General features: G+C 37.5%; 11 protein-coding genes and 1 other RNA gene. 2 read left to right on the plus strand and 10 right to left on the minus strand.

The window, feature by feature from the left end; translation table 11 throughout:
* The first annotated feature begins 1 nt into the window (after position 1).
* Positions 2 to 2,374, plus strand: coding sequence for a cytochrome c biogenesis protein CcsA (ccsA, locus tag QZL88_RS15585; protein WP_296942603.1), 2,373 nt, complete (start codon positions 2 to 4; stop codon positions 2,372 to 2,374).
* 109 nt (positions 2,375 to 2,483) lie between these two features.
* On the opposite strand, the gene QZL88_RS15590 is transcribed toward ccsA, so the two are convergent.
* Positions 2,484 to 6,986, minus strand: a complete 4,503-nt coding sequence (locus QZL88_RS15590) for a hypothetical protein (RefSeq protein WP_296942605.1) — start codon at positions 6,984 to 6,986, stop codon at positions 2,484 to 2,486.
* A gap of 93 nt (positions 6,987 to 7,079) precedes the next feature.
* Entirely contained in the window at positions 7,080 to 7,754 is a 675-nt protein-coding gene (locus QZL88_RS15595; protein ID WP_296942607.1) for a hypothetical protein, read from the minus strand.
* Positions 7,755 to 8,267: 513 nt separating this feature from the next.
* On the opposite strand from QZL88_RS15595, the gene ssrA reads away from it, so the two are divergent.
* Positions 8,268 to 8,664, plus strand: a transfer-messenger RNA (tmRNA) gene (gene ssrA, locus QZL88_RS15600).
* A gap of 195 nt (positions 8,665 to 8,859) precedes the next feature.
* On the opposite strand, the gene QZL88_RS15605 is transcribed toward ssrA, so the two are convergent.
* The 8 genes from QZL88_RS15605 to QZL88_RS15640 form a co-directional block, all read right to left on the minus strand.
* Positions 8,860 to 9,654 carry an endonuclease/exonuclease/phosphatase family protein gene (locus QZL88_RS15605; protein ID WP_296942609.1) on the minus strand — a complete coding sequence of 265 codons (795 nt, stop codon included), beginning with the start codon at positions 9,652 to 9,654 and terminating at the stop codon, positions 8,860 to 8,862.
* Positions 9,655 to 9,813: 159 nt separating this feature from the next.
* The gene (locus QZL88_RS15610) at positions 9,814 to 11,490 is read right to left on the minus strand and encodes a hypothetical protein (RefSeq protein ID WP_296942611.1); all 1,677 of its coding nucleotides are present in this window, start codon (positions 11,488 to 11,490) and stop codon (positions 9,814 to 9,816) included.
* A gap of 25 nt (positions 11,491 to 11,515) precedes the next feature.
* Positions 11,516 to 12,499 (minus strand): DUF4466 family protein, encoded by a 984-nt coding sequence (locus tag QZL88_RS15615; protein WP_296942613.1) that lies wholly within the window; start codon positions 12,497 to 12,499, stop codon positions 11,516 to 11,518.
* Positions 12,500 to 12,519: 20 nt separating this feature from the next.
* Complete coding sequence (locus QZL88_RS15620; RefSeq protein ID WP_296942616.1) at positions 12,520 to 12,924, minus strand: hypothetical protein; 405 nt, start codon at positions 12,922 to 12,924, stop codon at positions 12,520 to 12,522.
* 109 nt (positions 12,925 to 13,033) lie between these two features.
* Entirely contained in the window at positions 13,034 to 14,770 is a 1,737-nt protein-coding gene (locus QZL88_RS15625) for a RagB/SusD family nutrient uptake outer membrane protein (protein ID WP_296942618.1), read from the minus strand.
* A gap of 14 nt (positions 14,771 to 14,784) precedes the next feature.
* Positions 14,785 to 17,910, minus strand: coding sequence for a TonB-dependent receptor (locus QZL88_RS15630; RefSeq protein ID WP_296942620.1), 3,126 nt, complete (start codon positions 17,908 to 17,910; stop codon positions 14,785 to 14,787).
* Between the two features lie 141 nt (positions 17,911 to 18,051).
* Positions 18,052 to 20,010 carry a glycoside hydrolase family 97 protein gene (locus QZL88_RS15635; protein WP_296942622.1) on the minus strand — a complete coding sequence of 653 codons (1,959 nt, stop codon included), beginning with the start codon at positions 20,008 to 20,010 and terminating at the stop codon, positions 18,052 to 18,054.
* Positions 20,011 to 20,581: 571 nt separating this feature from the next.
* Entirely contained in the window at positions 20,582 to 21,580 is a 999-nt protein-coding gene (locus QZL88_RS15640) for an aldose epimerase family protein (RefSeq protein WP_296942624.1), read from the minus strand.
* Positions 21,581 to 21,659: the final 79 nt, after the last annotated feature.

A 21,659-nucleotide genomic window follows, 5' to 3' on the forward strand; every position in this document is an offset into this window, starting at 1 on the left:
GATGAAAAATAGATTGTTGGCATTATTCTCATTACAGAAGCTTCCTTTTTGGGGTGTTTTTGTCCTTTCCGTTATTATGGCTCTGGCAACCTTTGTGGAAAAGAGTCATGGTTCGGAATATACCTATTCTCATATATACGGCTCATGGTGGTTCTCCGCTTTGTGGGGATTATTAGTTATACTCAGCCTTACAGGAATTGTAAAAGGGCAGATGTACAGGAATTTGTCATTGCTATTAGTCCATATTTCCTTTATACTGATACTAGCCGGGGCTTTTTGTACAAAACTGTTTGCCGAACATGGCTATGTTATTCTCAATAAAGATACGGATTGTAGCAAAATGCAGGCTGACGCGGATACCGTTGAGCTACCTTTCCGGATGCGGCTGGATACTTTCTATGTTTCATACTATGCGGGGACGAATGCTCCGGCCGACTATATTTCGCATTTCTCTATAAAGGATAAACTGTCGGGTAAAACCACGATAGCAGAGGTGTCTATGAATAATATATTCAGTTACGATGGCTACCGCTTCTATCAGTCGTCTTTCGAAGACGATTGGCGAACGAGTATATTGAGTGTCAACCATGATAGTTGGGGAATTCCTCTGACCTATGCCGGTTATGCCTTATTCGTTTTAGCGATGATATGGTATTTATTCTCGCCTCAGAATGCTTTCCGGAAGTTGCTGAATCATCCCCTCCTGAAAAAAGCATTGATAATCATATTATTTATTATTCCGGTTTCCTGTTTTTCTCAGATTCTTACTAAGGATAGCTTATCCGTAAACAAAAAGCAAGCAAAGGAATTCTGTAAATTATGGATGCTGTACGATGGAAGAATAAGCCCTGTAGCAACCTTTGCCCATGATTTCACTTTGAAAATTACAGGGAAGACATCATTCAGTTATCTCGATGCAAATCAATTCCTGATGGGATTTCTCTTTTTTCCTGACAAATGGCAGCAGGTAGCATTGTTTGATGTAAAGGATGGAATACTGAAAAAAGAACTAAATGCCGAGACCGAAAAAGCTGCATTGATAGATTTCTATGATACGGAAGGTAACTATAAGCTAAGTAAGTATTGGAAAGATCTGAGCAGTAATTCGCCAAAAACGTCTTTGCTGAAAGAGGTGGAAAAGCTGGATGAAAAGATACAATTAATCAATATGCTTCATAACGGGAGTCTTTTACAGATATATCCGCAAAAGATCGATAATGATGTAAAGTGGTTTTACCCTACGCAAAACCTCAGAACTAAAGATGAACAGAAAAATATAAAACTGATAAGGAATTCTCTTTTGTCTTATTATCAGGCAATCTCAGACAATAGCGAAGGGAATGCGAAGCTTGCTCTTGAAATGATAAGTGATTATCAGAAAGCGAATGCAGAGGAAGTGCTTCCATCAGATCTGCATCGTGATATAGAGATCTTTTATACTAATGTGAATTTTACCTCGATCTTGTTTAAAATAAACCTTACTTTGGGATTATTGTCACTCTTATGTGTCTTTTTCCTGGCGGATAAGAGGGTTAAGCATGTAGATAAGATATTCTTCGGTATTCTTATTCTATCTTTTATTGTGCATTCCTTTTCTATTGGGATCAGAACGTATATAGGAGGACGCTTGCCGTTCAGTAACGGATTTGAAACGATGCTTCTTATTGCATGGTCAGCCATGTTGATCGCTGTTTTAGCAGGACGCAAAATGCCTCTGATAGTATCATTCGGCTACTTAATCTCGGGCTGTTCTCTTTTGGTCGCTCATTTGGGTATGATGAATCCCCGAATAACGCCATTGGTACCCGTCCTTTCCTCCCCACTGCTAAGCATTCACGTATCAGTGATTATGCTTGCCTATACATTATTGGCTTTTATTATGCTTAATAGTCTTATTTCATTGATACAAATAGTTCTATGTAAGAATAAAGATGTTGCAAATATTCTAAAGAAACTGGAGCAGAATAAAATCTACAGTCTGATCTGTCTCTATCCCAGTCTTTTATTCTTGGGCGCCGGTATTTTTATTGGTGCTGTATGGGCAAATATATCATGGGGACGTTATTGGGGATGGGACCCGAAAGAGGTATGGGCGCTGATAACATTTCTTGTGTATAGTCTGATTATTCACCAGAAAAATCTGAAGATATTTACTAATCTGTTTTTCTTTCATGCCTTTGGTTTACTATCATTTTCAACCGTGTTGATGACTTATTTTGGTGTGAACTACTTTCTCGGGGGAATGCATAGTTATGCGGGGGAGATGCAATTTGATTTTACTATTATTCTCATCATATTGATAAGTTTACTGATAGCGGGATTGTTGTGCATCTCTTATAAAAAGTATAAAAAAATAGCGGTGATTACCGATTAAAATATTTTACTCCCTTTTCGTTTTTCTATGGTACTTTTAATCAGCGTTCAGCTTTGATTTGAGCTGTGGACTAAAATAATAGGATTTCATAAGGTCACATTGTTAATGTTTAATTCCCCTTTGTTTTTAACATGATATGGGGATTGACGGGGACATAATTTTTTTCTCCTATATTCATCCTGTCTTTGGCTATACAGGTTCCGTTTGCCACACGCCATTCTAGTGTAGCAAAGTTGGTAGATGCAGAGAGTGTGACCTGAGTATTATAAAGAGTAGGGTCAGCTATTGTCACATCTCCTGATATTACAGTCCATTCACCCTGTTGATTCATTCCGGGTTGGTTACCTGCCATTGTGAATGTTTTGCCACTTTGATTGATATCCGGACCGGCATCGGCTAGTGGCATCTTGTCCAGACTGACATTTACTATCGCTCTTTGGGGACTTTCGCAACTAGATATAGTATCACTGAATGAAATATAATATGTCTTTTCAGTCATAATGGTCGAGGGATCCAGGGGTTCATTTGAGGTCTCAGTCTCATAAAAGAATAGTCTTATGTCTTCTGTATTTTCCAGAAAGTTAGTAGAGATCTCATCTAGTTCATAGACCAAATATGAAAGCTGTTTTAGATCTGTTTCACAATAGTTGACATTCAGTATATGAGGTTTATTTTCTGATGCCTCAGTAAAAGATCCTATGATAGGAGCATAATTCATCTTTATTTCATCTTCACTATAGCAAATAGGAAAAACTGTAGAATCATATACAACTTCTACTTTGTATGTACCATTGATGCCATATAATTTAGGATCAATCACCACAGTTGTCGAGTCTATGCCTAATCGTTTGAAATTCTCTTCATTATGATGTTTATAGTACCATTTGTAAGTAGATAAAGGCCCTCCATAGAACCCTTCGGCTGATATAAAATTATCTTCGTTTTCCACATCTTCTTGGTTAAAGGTTTTACATGTAAAATTATCGGGTAAACCCACAATTCCGGGAGCACCTTCCAGAAATACCACTTTCTCATTGTTAAGTCCATAATTCGAAGTATTAACATCGAACTCCAAATTTGCACCTGTAGCAATTATTCCTCCAATGTTTGTATAATCGTAGCGATTGTGATTGTTAGTTTTCAGATAATGGATTGTGGCAGTCGCTGATAGCTGAGTACCTCCTGTTTCGGTTCCTGCCCTTATAGTATTTAATGTACAAGGTGTACCATTTAGTATCAAATCTTCGGTAATGGTCTGTGTGGTGCCGGCACCGATATACAGGGTCAGCCCTTTAGGCATTAGAATTAATTTTCCAAATGTATTATTATCCAGTATCTGCCTCCCGTGATTCAGTATAACCTCATTGGCTGTTATACCACCTCTGATATACATGCTGGTAAGATTGTTATTATAGGTTGTAATCTTGTTATAAACATGCCCGGCCAATCCATAAAAGCTTTTACCAACTAAAATGTGACTATTGGCTGCGTTAAGGGTTATATCCGGATGTCCATAATATGAAAAAGCATCGGTAGTTGTAATGGTTGCGTTTTCTATATTGAGGTGACGGGGAAGACTGCTCGTATCACTTCCGGTACTAGATATTTTGCTGACCCTCATTGTTACTCCCGAGGCATTAATAATCCCTTTGATAAGTTCAAAGCTAGATCCATTCAGCGTTTTTAAATTTAGGTTCAGAATGCCTTCATGAACCAGAATATTCCCTCCGGTAAATGTAGTCATATTTATATCTACTTGTTTCGCAAGTGATTGCATGTAAGTGCCGGAGATTCTCATATCTCCAGAAAATTCCCACTGGGCATTGGTATTGCTGACTGTTAAGTTATTGAAGTAAGAATTTGATCTGTTTATTATTTTTCCATTACTCACATCGCCCATAAGATGACAGCGTTCGATATACATACCCTCGCCTAACTGTATAAAATTACCATAGCAATATGAATCGAAACCTGTAGTTGTAGCTGTTATTTTTATATTCACAGGAGCATTGTCGTGAGCAATGAAGTTGTTGAAATAAGCAGAATTTGTACCTAGCGAAATTATTTGTCCGTCTGATCCTGAGTAGCTATTAAAATGAACATTGTCAGACTGAGTAGGAACACAGCTGCTTTCCGATGGAGTGCCATCGTTATTGGTTGTCCAGTTACTTCCCGTATTCCATAAGCCATCGCCTGCAGTGCCAATCCAGTATAAATCTTTGGCTGTAACAGGTGTATAAATCCAATTGTCGCTATTACCTCCCTCATCGAGGCCATAATATGAAAACGTAGCGCCTCCGCTAGCTTGTACTCCCTTTAAACTTACATTGGGAATATGTATTACTCCTGTCGTTTTTATCAAATTGAAAGTGCTGGTTGATGAGGACGGAGCTATTTCCATCAGTCCGGAACAATCCGGAGTATTTGTAATAAAATCACCGATAACAGTTATTGTTTTACCACTAGCAACCGTTACTCCAATATTTGGACCCAGATCTATAACATTAGCCTGGATGTTATTGTTTATTGTCGCTTTTTTAGTATTTATTGTTAATTTGTTGAATGTAAGAATGTTAGATAGTTTGGCTGTTCCTATAGAAGTGGATTCTGGAATGAAGCTCACATCGTAATATATATGACTATTATTTGACGTGAATTCTGGATTATAGTCGGCACCTCCACGAGCTGTAATATGGCTGGTTCCGGCATCTAGGGTTCCTGAATATCGCCAAATGCTGCGGTACGATATTTTTGAACTACCTAATATCAACGTTCGTTGCCCTCCTAATGCTATGGAAGGCTCAAATGCAACATTCGAATTGAAGTTGACTCCCAGATATATATCCTTATCATTTGTATTGAAAGTTCCTCCTCTGAATTGTAAATCGCCAATGGTTCTAAGATCATCGGCCAATATCCATGTGCCTCCAGCACCTTCTGCTCCAATAAGATACATGATGTTAAATGTGGACCCATTGGACGTAATGGTTTCTATCTCGCCGGGATAAGAATAAAAGAGTACATTGGAATTGATGGTAATTCCCGCTTTCATATACCATGAACCGTAGCAATTCATGGAAGTAAGAATAAATGTAAGGTCGGTATTCGGCAAATCATCTTGGATATGGATATCGTGGAAATAAGCAGGATTAGTTGTGATTTTTATTTCAGACGATATAATTGAATTTTTGTCGAAAATCACATTATCTAATTTTGTCGGCAAGCAATAGCCTCCCGTTCCTCCTGAAGTGTCTGACCAATTATCCATGTTATTCCATTCATTATCATTTGCATCTCCTACCCAGTAAAGGTCTTTGCCTATCTGTTCTTTAAAATTCCACCCGCTGTTATATCCTCCGTCTATACCGTCAACGTTAAATATTGCTCCTCCCGTTGCATTGATTCTGCTTATCAGTGCGTTTGTGAGATTTACCGTACCTGATTCTTTCTTTATAGTAGCTGTTCCCCCCGGAGTGTCTGTCGTTATTCTATAATGTGGTTCACACTCAGGTGTTGTATCTATTATATCGTCTTGTACAATTACAGTACGGCCATTAAATATAATATTAGTTACAGAAGGAGCAAATGTCCATGTTCCTATTGTCAATGGTGTACCCACCACATAGAAACCAGCTCTCGTAGATGTTAATTCCTCTATAGTAGAGCTACCTTCTATTTGAGCATATTTAGTTACAGGATTAGTAAATCTAACTTTATAATAACTCTGACCATTCTTACTAAAAAAAGATCCATTGGTTATCTCAAACTCGGCTTTATTCGGATTAGGAGTTATATTTCCCAGAAAATTCCAGCTGGTAGCTTTTACTTTTGTTCCATCCGGTAAATTAATCGTACTATTTACATTTCCGTTATACATACTATAACCTATATCAAAAGTCTTGAGTGATGGTAAATCCCATGGAGTCAGCGAAGTGAGAGTCATCATATATACAGAAAGTGTTTCACATCGTGGCATCTTATAAACACCTGTACCCGAAATTGTCATTCCTCCCCCTGTTTTAGAGGTAAATGTAATCACGTTAGGCATATTTACAATACAGTCGTTTGTCGCACTTGTATCATATACGTAAAAACTAGAAGCATCATAGTTGACTATTCCTCCTTGAAAGTACATATTATATGACGAATTTACCTCACCTACGATATTCAGTGTTCCTGCACCCTTTTTAGTAAAACTGCTATACAATTGCGACCCGTTTAACGTCAATGTACTTGTTTCCCCCTCGGCAGGTTCCATGATTAGATTATGGGTGTTATAGAGAAGTATTTGTCCATAGGGCTGTAAAGTAACATCTCCATTTACTCTCAGGTTATAGTTGCCGCTACGAGTTATACGAGGCGAGGTTGTAGAAGTGAGATCATCGGCAAAAGTCAGAGATTTGATTGTGTGTTCGGTATTCAAAGTAATCAAACGGCTAGCCAGTGTTCCTCCCTTAAATCCAGAACCCGCATCTATTACTACATGTGTATCCCGTGTAGGAATAGACGAGGGCAGGCTACCTCCACCTCCCGGCTGGAAAGACCAGTGTGAAAGATCTTCCCAATTACCAGGACCTCCCACCCAATACATTGTTTGTTCTGTCTGTGCCACTATAGAAATCGGTAAAAAAAATGCAAGACAAATAAGTAAGACTATTAAGTTTTTATTGTTAATAGTTTGTTTCTTTTGTATTATCATTGTCTATTATTTGACCTTAAATGCGATATTCATAAAAGTCTTCTCGGATACTTCATAATCTGGTTTTATCCTATAGGACAATACTCCGCCATCATCTATTGTAACCTGTTCGAAGACATTATTGTCATAATATAAAACGAAGAATTCGAGTCGATTAGAATCATAAATTGGTAGAGTTGTAGCTGCTGGACTTTTGGTTGATGTGGTAAATTGTTCTTCGTATTTCTGATGCAACTGAATTTTGAAGAAGCCACTGGAGAAAGAGGGATCAGATTCGCTGAGTGGCAACATAATGGATGGCATGTAGAAAAATACATCGGTTTCAGGAATAAGGCGTACCCATTTTGAACCATTATTATAATAGAAGCCTTCAACGACATCTCCTTTAGGAGCTAAATTATACACAGTCATACCTTTTACGTGGGCTGATAGTGGAGTGCTTTCGTCTGTCGATTGTAGGTGTACACGAGGCATGAGTAATCCTTTGTTCGATGTTTCGTCTGCTTTGTTTTTCAGATCGAGTAAAGCTGATTCGTTTGGTGCTACATTACTTCCAATTGTGACCTGGGCAGATAATGTTGATAAAGCCTGAAGAAGTAAAAATAAGTTTAATAACAAAATTGGTGACAGCACTTTAGTATATAGCTTTGTTCTTATACTTTGATTTATTCTGTAAGTCATTTGTCTGTAAATAATGATGTTAGGTCTATTGTATCCTTGTGGGATAATATGCATTGTTTGTCTTTTTTTGTGGCCTAAAGTATTTCATTTCAATTAAATAAATTGAAATGTATAAAATGAAGCAATGTGATGAAATTAGTCTGATTGCAATTTTACTGATTATTCTGTAAGTGTAATTTTGTCAGTCAGCTTAACTGAGAATTCATCCTATTTCCAACTCTGTCCCTATTTTAATATATGTCTACATTATATTTATAGAGAGATACATAATTCGAGGTAAATATATCTTTTTTTATTAAAAGATTGTGTTAATAAGACGTGAAATATCAATAAATGATACTTGTTATTGTGTGTAAATGTTTGTTTTCGAGTTGGTTATGTTGTATTTTTTTTGATTATGGAGAGAGTATCTTATTTTTCAATAGGTGATATGCTTTATTTTAAGAATTGCTACTTTGACAAAGAAAATCACTATCTTTGCATTTATATATTGATTATATATTCTTTATCATCGGGGCTGACTGGCTTTGACAGCGAGATGAAATGGTTTGTAAGCATGCAGTGCATAGTCGGCTGGCACTATAATCTTAGACGTCACAAATTTAACTGGCAATAACAATTACGCTCTTGCTGCTTAATCGAAGTATAGTAGATATAGCTTAATCCTGGCACAGGTGCTAGGACAAGACATCACCCGGAAGCTGTGGCTTCGAAGCGTGCCGATAAGGTGGTGCAGGCAAATCGGAGATAGGATAGAGGAGGCTTCGGCCTTTATCTGAAATAAAGAAGCTAAGGTTTAGATTGGTGGCTTCGGTCTTGTCTACTCCCTACAATTAAAGCGAAGATAAGCATGTAGAAAGCAGATTAGTTCCTTGTTTGGACGAGGGTTCAATTCCCTCCAGCTCCACTTTAATGCTTTATTAATGAATGGTTGTAAATTAGTACTTTACAGCCATTTTTCAGTTTTTTTAGCGATTGCTTGCTTTTATTCTTAATGGCTAAAGCTTTTGCTGTTAAATTTTTTATATAGGTATTTGCAGTAGCTCCCTTGATTATAAAGTATTAATTCTTCACAAATTATCAATACTCTAACAAACCTTCAACCTTAGTCTTGATTTTCAAGTAACTCCAATGTTGCTATTACTGGTAAGTGATCTGATAATTGAATCACAGGCGTTTCAGCAGATATGATTTGCCATTTTGAATGGGGATAGCAGAAAATATAATCAATTTTTGATTTTGCATTCTTTGCGGGAGAGGTAAAATTCATGTTACTTACCTGTTTCCATTCTGACATGCATACACTTATTTCGTAAGAATCAGGTTTAGCATTGAAATCACCACACAGAACGATTGGATTTTTGTGTTTCAGCAAATCGCTGTTTAAAGAATCCACCTGAGCCAGACGGACTTCTGAGGTCGGGTAATCCAAGTGTGTAGAAACAAATGTAAATATATTGCCATCGGGCAATTCAATATCACTTACCAGATATGCTCGTTGCTCTTTTGAGCCTTCCGGCATTGGCAATAGAATTCGTTTAGCCGAAATATAGGGATATTTTGTTAATATACCGATTCCATAGTAACCTCCCATGTAAGGAATAGTTTTACCATACAGTGAGAGCATGCCTGTGCGAAAAGCCAGTTCGGAAATAAAGTTTTTCCCATTCTGATGTTGTGCACGTTCACGATATGTTTTCACATCGACTTCCTGAAGGGCGACGATATCCGGATTCTCTTTTTTTATGAATTCAGCCAGTTCTTCTAGCGATGCTAATTCGCCAAAACGAAGATTATAACTCATCACTTTTATTTGAGTCTGTTTCTGGGCGTTAACATTGTTAATATAGCCGTTCATTAAAATGAAACATACTAATAGAGTTTTGATTATTATATCCATTTTTATTTCACACTTAAATGTTTTATTGGATGTTCTTGTAATCTATTACAAATACAAAGTTATTGTAAATGTAGAGATTAAATATAACAAGCTGCCCCCAATAAGATTTTCACTAAACTTATCGGGGCAGCTATTATCTAACTTAAATAATTGACTTAATTATTGCAGAGGATAAGGACTATAAGGTATAATCTTAGAATCGTTATACATGGCACGTTGATCTTGCCGCGGGTAAATAATGTCGAGAGTCATTTCGTGATGTCCGTTCTCTTTGGTTACGACTTTCTTTATCCAACCAATTCCAAAGGCATAATTATCTACTACTGTAGGGGATGTTGTCGGGTGTGTATGATTGCCCCATCCGAATATAAATCCATCAATCTTACCGGGATTGAAGTTATCCCCAACCCTACGGCTTGCTTTTGGTATATTATAATTTTCTCCAACAATAATCGTTGTATATAAGTAAACTGTTATATCCGAATCATGTACTATCAAATCGATCTGACTTTTATTGAGGCTACCTCTGCGAGACGATAAAAACATATAGGTTAAAGTATTGAACCCCCATAAATAATCTTTCGACCTGTTGTAGTAATTAATGTCCGCTCCATAAGCATGCGGCGAAACCGGTTGTGCATTCGTATTATTTTTAGTCAAAACCCAGTCGATCCTATCCTGCTTAGTCTCTGCGATAGCCTTTCCGAATACAGGTATATCTTCATATAAAGCTATATAAGCGGAGTTGTCATCAGGGTCGGTTGACATAATCACATCGCGTAGTATGCGGGCTTTATAGTCAAAAGATTTAACAATAAACTCTTTAGAGACGGTAACCCCACCTTTGTTTTTAATTGTAAATTTGAAGGCCTGCAATTCGGTAGTCACAAACAAGTTCTGAGCGACAGAAGCTTCATTATATGTATCAGGTGGTAGGCTTACTGTAGTTTCTGCAGAATAGGTACCATTCGTCTTTGATGCAAAACTTACCGACTCCAGATCGGAGGCAGAGACTATCGATGCCAATACTTGATTTATTGCATCCTCTTTCAATTGTTCTGTCACAAAGGTTTCATCGTTGATAATGAAGTCAATAAAGTCAACATTCACAACATTATTAATTTTGTATGTCCTTTGTGAATATCCATTGTAAATATTCTTGACGCGTACAACAATAGAATCGAGTCCGTTCTCTACAGGGATCATTTGTGTGAAATTGATTTTCTGCTTATCAGTTTCCGCACCTACATTATATTCTATAGCTGCTTGTTCTGCGTTATTAATGAATTTGACAAATGAAATCGATTGAATATCACAATCATTAATAATCGTACCCCTCATCCTTAACGGTGTAGTTGTACTTACCGTATTACTATAATCAACATTACCATAAAAAGTTATTTCAGGTTTGTTTTTTATGTCTGTTACTTTGATTATTTGCTCAGCTGTCTTGGATATACCATTTATTGATACAATCTTAATAGCTGTTATATCATCCGAATTTATTAATACATCGACGTTGACCTCTAATGTTTTTGGTTGCCCCTCAACCGGAATCATGATGCGCTTATTCTTATCTATTTCAACATATCCTTTTTCTGTAGTTTTCAGCAATGTAATATATGCATCACGTATACCCGATTCAGATTCTATAGTTGCCTGCACCTTTGTTTCAGCACCTAATATTCCTACTAGATTATCAGCCGAAGCTAACTCTAGTGTAGGTGGAGGGAAAGCATTATCGTCCGAAAAATCTTTATCGTCATCACTACATCCCACCATTATCAGGATCGATAAGAAGGTGATCAATGCAAAATATATTGTATTCTTTTTCATAATTATAATATCCGTATTTATAAAACTAATATTTATACCTCTTAATACCTATGGTGGCACTTGCATTAGTTGACGGTAGCGCACTTATATAGATAAAAGCACAATATTTTCCGTCTTCTGTTTTCATAAATGCGCTACCGTCCTGGCGCAGATCCAGAATGAAATTGAGAGCGTTATCGAAACCTTTGGCTTGCATATCCAGATCATCTACATATATGTTTGTATTGACATCATTTTTTAACTGCCCGTCCCAAACATATAATTTCTTTTCCATCAGAGTCGAATTTTTCTTAGCCCAGGTTGCCGGAAGCGAAAATCCGTCAGGATAATAATTCACAGCCGCAGGAGAAAAGAATGCATGCTTATAATCATACGAAGTAGCGCCTACTGTCTTTTTAGCTGCATATGCATATATGAAGTCTATCTTAGAATATAAGTTCCCGGCTTCCACTTCGCTTATGGTATAGGCTTGCATATCTTCTATCGAAATATAGCGTTTATCATCATTACCTACTCCCAACACTATTTGCTTATTCATATCCATCTCGGATATCTTATAAGTTTCTGTGCGAAGTGAAGTTCGTTCATCTACACCCGATTCGCAGGTAAAGGTAAATGTAACTTCTTTCCCCCGCAGCTCTTCAGGTATTATATAGTGATAGCGAAGCGTTGTGGCTTGAGCATCAATAATGTGTGCAGAAGAAGTGTTGCCCTCTGTTTTACAATCACGTGCAACAATCGTTGAAATATTCTTGCCCGCCTCGGTTCGCCAGGTTACGTTTTCAAAACCGGTCCCGCTCATTCCGGCAACCGGAGCTTCGGCAATTGCCATTTTCAGTTTACCTTCTGTTGTTCCCATCGCGTAAGCAAATTCTATTGTTTCGCCTACAATTAACGGGCCGGTGGTTCTCTTAATATAATCATTCTTTAATGGGCTTTTATCATCAGAGCAGGAGGTCATGATTAGGAAAGCCATCAACAGTATATTTATAATAAATGCTTTTTTCATACTGATTCTTTTTTTTACTGTTATTCTTGTATTGTAACTGTAATCGTATACTCTTTTTTGATCTTACGATTTCCCGAGATCAGGGTAAATTTATGTGGAGTTGAAAAATCAATCCATTTTCCCATCGAAGGAGTTACTGTGATATCATCGGTTACACCACAATATGGCTTTACATGAGTGAGGTTCGTCCCATATTTCGCTACAGCCTTTACCGTACAATTTATTGTATCTATATCTCCATTAGAGTAGGTTGGAACTCTGACTAATACCGATTGGTTATCGGATCCCAACAGATTGAACGAACTCATATAGCATGTGGCTTTATCTGTAATCAAAAGTCCTTTATCATCTACCGGATAATCTTCGCAGGAAACCATTAGGATGGCAGATATTAAAGCGAACAGATATATAATTTTTGTTTTCATATCTATAATTGTTTTTTATTGAGGTCACAGACCTGTTTATTATTTTCGTATCTGAAACAGCAATGGTTAGTTATTACTAAATAATGCTGTCTTAAATACTTTCTTTTACTTATAGCCAGCAATCGTTTTGTTGCAATCTTGGATTTTTTGTTATTTCTCCGGTAGGTATCTGGAATATATAATAACGTAAGAAATCTCTATCCGTTGCATTCAGGAACTGGTTCGCACCCTGCTTTTCTCCCCATGTGTTTACATATTCAAACCCATTAGGTTGCGGCCATACTTCTTCTGCTATCTTCCATCTTCTAATATCAAAAAAACGATGCCCTTCTGCGATTAATTCAATAATCCGTTCTTGTTCGATCGCCTTAAAGAATGTATCCCGGGTATTGAATTTGGTTTTATCTAAATCGGGTAAAGCTGCTCTTCGTCTTATTTTATTTATAAGTTCGAAACATTCGTCGGTAGGTCCATTGTTGTATTCATTTACGGCTTCACAATACATTAACCAAAGATCAGGTAACCTCATCAGGTATGTATCCTGTTGTCCTTCTTCTCTCGGGCCAAAAGCATACTGGCGTACAAATTTTCTGAAAATATACCCTGAGTTTGCAGCCTGTGCATTTATATATGTGACATTATCACCTTGTTTATATTTGAAAATCATAGAATCCGGCCCTACTTTCATTCCATCATCCGAAAGTCGCAACATCTTCTGTCCATCCCACATTACAGTTGCAAACAATCTGTAATCGCGACCTTTATACGACTCTGGATTACAGGCACCACCAGAAAGAGTTTCATTAGAATTAGGAATGAGTGCAGGTGCGTAATCTCCGGTGTTGATCATTTGATATCGGTTTACTAGTCTCAGGTTGGGTGTTACATTTGAACCTCCGGCTCCGGTACTTCTTGTCCCGAAGTCATATATGTAAGTATCCCCTAAGCCTTGCCCGAAGTTTGGGCCGGCATTGCTGGTTGCAAAAATGATTTCTTCGCTATATTCATTTCTTCCATCAAATAAGTCATAGTAGAAGGGTGAGATCGATATGCCGGGAGCTCCATCTTTATACAATTTTCTTCCATACACAGGTTTCATAACTTCGGCAAAATCTATAGCTGCAGCTTTATAATATTGCTCTGCTTCAGTCAAATTCAAATCTTCAGGATACACGGGGTTTTTCTTCCAGCACGCCCAGTATAATTTTATTTTTCCCATATATCCATATACGGAAGCCCGAGAAGCACGTCCTCTTTCTCCCTCTGCTACAATAGGAGGAAGATAATCTTTAGCATAATCCAGATCTTTCAATATATTGTCCTTTATCTCACTTATCGGCGTTTGTGTCAAAGAATATGCTTCATTGTTGTCCTTAAGGATATGGGTATAATAAGGTATGTTTTTCCATAAATCAATCATTCTGAAATAAACAATTGCTCTTAAGAATATTATTTCGGATTTTATTCTCAACAATTGCTTCTGATCATTTTCAGCAGGGAATTTTTGAAGCATTTGTTCGATATGAAATAAGGCGTAATTAGCCCGATTTACGACAGTCCAGCCATTATTCCAATGTGCTCCATATGATGAACCAACGGAAGGAGTCGGGGTGGCCGAACGCGCCCACATAATATCGGAATGTCCATCCCATAGATAGCTTTTGTTAAAGAAAGTGCGTGTGCCCTGATAAACACCATACATGGCTTTTTCAGCATCATCTATATTATTCCAAAATAAAGTTGTGGGCAGTTCCGTTGCTGAGGGGCGATTCAGCAAATCATCTACGCAGGATGTTGATCCTAACATCGCGACGCATAGAAATAATGTAAATATTTTATTTTTCATAATTGTTTTCATAATTAAAATCCGACATTAATACCAAAAGACATTGATTTCATCAGAGGAAATGGATTGTCTCTTTTCGATTCGGTTCCATCTTCATATCTGGCTTTTTCCGGATCTACTCCGTCCCATCCGGTTATTGTAAACAGATTTTCGGCAGAAACGAATATCCGGCATTTGCTAAGAGTTAGTTTATTCAGCACTTTCCTTGGTATATTATAACCGATCTGTAAGTTTTTTAAGCGCAGATAGTCCATGCTTTGCAACCAGTATGATGATTCTTTTCTGTTTCCGGGAGCATTACTCGGGCTTGTATTCGTCCCTACTACACGAGGCAGTTCCGAATAGCGGTTCTCGAGTGTCCATGTACTATAAAGATGTTCATCCAGAAAGGCAACCCGTTGGTCTGCCACATTGGTGGCATACATTACATCTAACCAATAATTCTTGCGTCCGGTGGCAGCTTGAAATAAAGCATTCAGATCGAAGCCATTCCATTCTGCGAAAAGATTTAAACCATAATTGGTATTCGGGCGATGCTCACTAATCTTAGGATAAGCCTTTTTATCGGCTCCAGTAATTTGACCATCTCCATTTAAATCTTCATATAAGATATCACCGGGAGATAAGTTATTATCGTTATGATAAGGTGCATTTAATATTTCTTCCCAAGTCTGGGCAATACCTGTCGATGGCATTACATAATTGAAATAATAAGGCATTCCTATAAATATTTTACTAGGATTTCTTAGTTCATTGTACGATTCTAATTTATTTCTATTGAATGCCATATTAAACGAAGCTCCGTATCTGAATTTATTTATAGAGTTTTCCCATCTGATATTTAATTCGATCCCTTTATTTCGCATATTCCCCATATTGAATCGGGGCGCTGATATCCCTGACAAGAAGGTAGAGAGATCAGAAGGTCGTAGCATGCCTTTAGTAAGTCGGTCATAGTAATCCATCTCTATGTTCAATCTGTTATCAAAGAATCCCAGATCTAGTCCGATATTCAATATATTCGTTTTTTCCCATGAAAGATCATCATTTATCATCTTACGATAACTGAATCCGTGTACAAGGTTGTTACCATTGATCGCATATGGCGTATACAAAAGTATATCCTGCTGTTCTGTGCGGGCTACATCGTTGTTTCCCAATGTTCCGTATGAGAATCTTAGTTTTCCTGAACTTACATATTTCTTGAGTGGTTCATAAAAGCTTTCTTCCGAAAAACGCCAGCCTATAGATCCTGAAGGAAGGAAACTATATTGATGCCCGGGCAGGAATCTTGAAGATCCGTCGACACGGAAACTCAATTCAAGTAAATATTTACTCCATGCCGAATAGTTTATGCGGCCTACATACGAACGAAGTCCTTCGGTTGCTAAAGAGCCGCTTGTTCCCTGCGTTGTTCTCAGTGCACCGTCAATCTCTGTAATTATCGGATGTATACGGTCGTTTCTGCTGGCTGAGAAATTTCGTTCGTGCCAATATTCTTCAGCAAAAACCCCCATTACAGACAGATCATGATTTTTAAATAGCTCTTTCTGGTACTGTAATTTAAATTGTACAAGTTGTTTTCGGCCTTGATCACTTCTGTTTGAAATCCCGGCAGATTCGGGAATGAAGGTTTGAACTGCATTTTCTGTCTGGAAATTATATAGTGATACGCCTGTTGGAGTCTGGTATGATTTCTGAAACTGATTATAGTACCTCAGGCTAAAATCAACCCGAGCTGTCAATCCTTTAATCGGTTCATATTCAGCGTATATGTTGCCATTGAATTCCTGCCTTTCACGTTCGTTACGTCTGGTGTCATAATCGGCAAACAGATTCATTGCATTATTTGCTTCTCCGTATGCCATGACACCTCCATACTGATTCGTTTCATAATTATAAGGGGTTATACCCGTAATGGCTACAGCCAAAGGATTGTTCCCCGAATTCCGGTCCCATAGTCCATCTTCATATGCAAAAGTTGTATTAGTCCACTGGCCATCTACTCTTAAGCCGACTCTGAGATCTTTTCGTAATCTATAATCCAGATTTGCTCTGAAGTTGTACCGTTTATGATCGTTGCGTATCATAAAACCTTCTTCATCCATCATGCCTACTCCTATATAGTAGTTGTTCTTATCACTGGATCCGGTTGCCGATATATGATGTGATGAAATATGGCCAGTACGGGTAACCCAATCGAACTGGTCGGTATTTGGAAAACGAATAGGATCTATTAATCCCATCGAGAGCCATTCGTCAACCGTTCCTGTATAGAAAGGAGATGTGTTTCGTCCGGCAGCGGTAGTTTTCTGCTGCCAATCTAAAGCCTTTGCATAATTATTAAATACATTGTAAAAATTGGTAGGTTTCGAAAAAGAATAAGAGCCATTATAGCTGATCTGCGTTTTCTCTGCATTTGCACCAGACTTAGTTGTGATCAGAATTACACCATTTGCAGCTCTTGATCCATACACCGAAGCCGATGATGCGTCTTTGAGAACAGATATACTGCTGACATCATTCATGTCAATCCTGTTGATATCAACATCGGGCATACCGTCTACCACAATCAATGGGGAGGTTTTATTCACACTGCCCAGCCCCCTGATAAGCAATGAAGCGGAGTTGTTTCCAGCCATACCAGAGGTTTGTTGTACTGCCAAACCCGGGATGAGTCCCGAAAGAGCTGAAGATACATTGCTGATAGAACGGCTCGACATTTTATCATCAATGTTGACCATTCCTACAGCTCCGGTCATATTGACCTTTTTCTGTATGCCGTAACCGACTACAACATACTCGTCAAGTTCGATTATAGACGAAGCTAGGCCAACATCGAGGGTAGTACGTCCATTTACTGCCAGTGTTACTTTTTCATAGCCTATGGACGTGAATTCCAGATTTGCATTGGATGGTACGGTAATGGAATATTTCCCGTCCACATCAGTCATTACAGCATGAGTGCTTCCTTTCTGAACTACGGTGGTTCCAGGTAAAGGCTCTTTGGTCTTATTGTCGAAAATAAGGCCTGATACAGTGATATTTTGCGCAATCATCGATATACAGGATAACGTGAATACACAAATGAAAGAAATAATCTTCCTTCTACATTTTAGACTTTTAAAATGCTTTCTCATAGATAAGATTGTTTTTTGGATTGGTATTAATTTCGGAGAATCAATTGATGAGCAATAGCTCTTAAAAATGACGCCAGAGGGTCATTTACACGATATAATTAGGTTTCATTTTCTATTGTTAGTGTTTTGTCGTATTGGTATTTATTTAAAGATTTTGGCAACCCATCCTCCTCCGGGTGCAAAATTTATTTCAGCCATATCTCCTTTCACGTATTTGCGTATTTCTCTTTTATAGTCTGTGGCACGTATGTCGGAATTTGCTCCATCTTTGAATATTTCAGCCATATATTCGGTGTCATTATCGAGAAAGTCGAGTTTCAGTTCCATTTTTCTAGGCGTCCAATCTGTTATTGCTGCAACATACCATGTAGAACCTTTTCTCCGGGCAAGAGCTATATAATCCCCGACTTTTCCTTTCAGAGGAACTATTTCATCCCATTCTACCGGTATCTGAGTCAGAAATGTGGTACATTCTCTTTCTCTGTAATAGTCGGATTGTGCATCAGGCAACATTTGCATCGGGCTTTCCGTTATTACAGCCAAAGCCATGGAGTGTGCCCGTGTTCCTTGGCCCATAGGACGGTTGCCATCCATTCTGAAGCCATTTTTGGTGCCATTATTCATTGTGCCGGGAATATAATCCATTGGTCCTGCAACATTCCGGATGAACGGGAGAGTACAATGATGATCCGGATCGTCCTTTATGCTTGCCCCCGAATATTCAAATTCGATCAGGGCTTCACGTGTTAAGACATTCGGATATACCCGTCTTAAGCCATCGGGACGATAGGCGCCATGATAGTCAATCACCATATTGTATTTGGCACATTGTTCGGCTGATCGCCAGTAAAAGTCAACCGCTTCCTGATCAGATCTATTTATAAAATCGATTTTTATACCCTTTATTCCCCATTTTTGAAATTGTTGCAATGCTGCTTCCATCTGGCTGTCGAATAAGTCAAAAGTCACCCATAGCATTACATCCACATTTTTCGAATTAGCATATTTCACCACTTCGTCCATATTGAGTCCGTCAATGGTACGAGTAAGATCTTCTTTATACGTCCATCCATCGTCGAAGAGAAAATAGCGAATGCCAAAATCGGCAGCAAAATCAATCATATATTTTGCAGTCTGATCATTTATGCCGGCTTTGAAATCTACACCATATAAGCCCCGACGTGCCCACCAGTCGAATGTTACCCAGCCCGGCTTGATCCACGATGGATCTTTTATTTGGCATTCGGGAGCTAAAAGGTATACCAGTTGGTTAGTAAGTAGATCGGTATCTTGTTCACCAATAGCAAAGACTCGCCAAGGGAAGTCACGTGCACCATCGGTTTTAGCGATATAGTCGTGTGTAGAAACAATACTTCTCCGGTTCTTCGAATTACCATCCGCTCTATATTCTTTGGGATAATTCCAAAAGTGAGCCTCCAAATTCGATTCTCCTTGTTTCAACCAAAGACAAGGATAGTTTTTGAGATTTGACTCGAGGAACAATACATTTTTCGAAGAAGGTGTTTTTACTAATGCGGGAAGATTACCCATAGACTGATTAGTGAGTTCGTCGATCTTTTTTCGTATATAGGGTGCTTCATAGTCGCTGTTGATATTTGTATCTTGCTGATAAATTATTTCCGAAGCTTTATCGAAGATGAACTCTGCATGCTCACTATTTATGGTAATAATACCATCTGTAGCTGTTATAAAACGATATGCAATTCCATCATTATATACTCTGAATTGTAATTTACTTTTATCTTTGAATGTAATAATGAGCTCATTGTATTTCTCTGCAATTTCAGCGTATTTTTCTTTTATTTCGGGGGCAATCATCCGATTCACTGCATTTCGCTTAATGTTAGCTATTTGGGGGTTTCGGTTTGGGAAAAAACCTTTGTCGGTATCGAGCATTACGTCTCTCACTTCAAACAATAATTCATTGCCTGTTTCTACTCTAAAACTAACATCATGGTCAACAGATACAGTAAGACTGATACTCCTATGAGGAGAACTGATATCTATATCTTTTGCATAGACCAAGCACGTAGATAAGAAAAAGATAATAGTACAGATTGCTTTAATTTGTTTTTTCATAGAATAATACTTTTAATATATAATGCAGTACTTTATTTACTGGGGTAAACATTTATTTTCCCTCAAAATGAGTTAATAATGAACTGGTATATAATTCGAGCGTGTATTTCAGATTCGTAAAGCTATTTTTTGCTTTTTTACCTACAAGGTTTGTTTATAAATATGGAATGTCATATTTATGGCTATAATTACAGATTGGCACAATACCTCCTAAAATGATAAATTATTCTTGAGGTTAATTGTCAAATAATTATCGTTGATCTATGAGCAAGTCCTGTAATAATCTCAGCTTTTTACTTTAAGTTGAGACTTATTTTTGCGCGTTTTATACAAAAAACAATAATCAACGATAAATATGTCACAAAAGGGCTTTAAATAGGCGTAATCTGATTTTTGATAAATAATTATTTTATTTTAAAAGCTTACTTTAGTTATAACTTGAAAGCAGGTAATCTATATAAACAAAATTAAGGATTAGTCCATTAAAAAAAATGTAATATACTTCGTAAAACATGTAAAATACAATTATTTATCCTGTAAAATAAACATGGATAATAATAATGATTATTGTTCAGCCGAATTTGTATTCTATTATGTCATTTCTTTCAACATCAGGCTCTAAAATACAAGTATCGAAATGAGGATAATTAAGCCCATCGGGATGGTATTGTGCTTCAAAACAAATTCCGGAAAAAGGAATAAATGGAATCGACAAATATCCGCCTGTATACAGTAACACTCCCGGCATAGATGTATATACATCTAAAGTACGTCCTGATTTTTTTTCCCGAAGAGAGGCTATTGGTTTAGGTGTTTTTTTATTTTGGAGAAAGAATGTATTATAACCTTTCATTGCATCTTTTTTCGGATATATCGTATCTTCAATCACTTTGAAGTGATTAAAATCAAAAGCTGAATCTGTAGTTTCCAATATTGAGCCTGTAGGTAAAAAGCCATCATTCATCTCGAGATACATCAGGGCATCAATCTGTAATTCACAATTTAAGCAAGGGGCTTTGGTGGCTGCAAGATTAAAGTAAGTATGGTTGGTTAGATTTATTGGGGTTTTCTTATCTGAAATGGACTTATATTCTATATTCAAAACATTTTCATTGGAAAAAGAATAGATCACATTGATATTTAAATTTCCGGGAAATCCCCCTTCTCCATGAGGGCTAAAGAGTGAAAAAACGATCTTCTCTTTCCATATTTTATAATCAAATACCTTTTTGTTGAGACCGGAAAATCCGCCATGGATTGAATGTATTCCATCGTTCTTATCCAAACTGTATGTATTTTTATCCAGTGTGAATTGTGCATTGGAAATGCGGTTGGCATAACGTCCGATTGTACAACCTATGTAATAAGGGTCTGTGAAATATTCTTCAAGGGAATCGTAGTGTAACACAATATTTGCATAATTTCCATCTTTATCCGGAACAACTATTGCAGTTATAGTTGCTCCATAGTTAGTCACTTCTATGTATGCTCCGGTTGAATTAGTCAGGCGCAAAAGAATAACCTCTTTATTTTGATGAAGAACTGTTTTTAGCTTAGTTACTGTGTTCATGGCAAGTTCTTGGATTAACGTGTGAAAGAAACAGCCCCATTTGATAATATATAAATAACATGGGGCTTCTGTATTTCTC

This window comes from uncultured Dysgonomonas sp. (assembly GCF_900079725.1).
Lineage (GTDB): Bacteria > Bacteroidota > Bacteroidia > Bacteroidales > Dysgonomonadaceae > Dysgonomonas.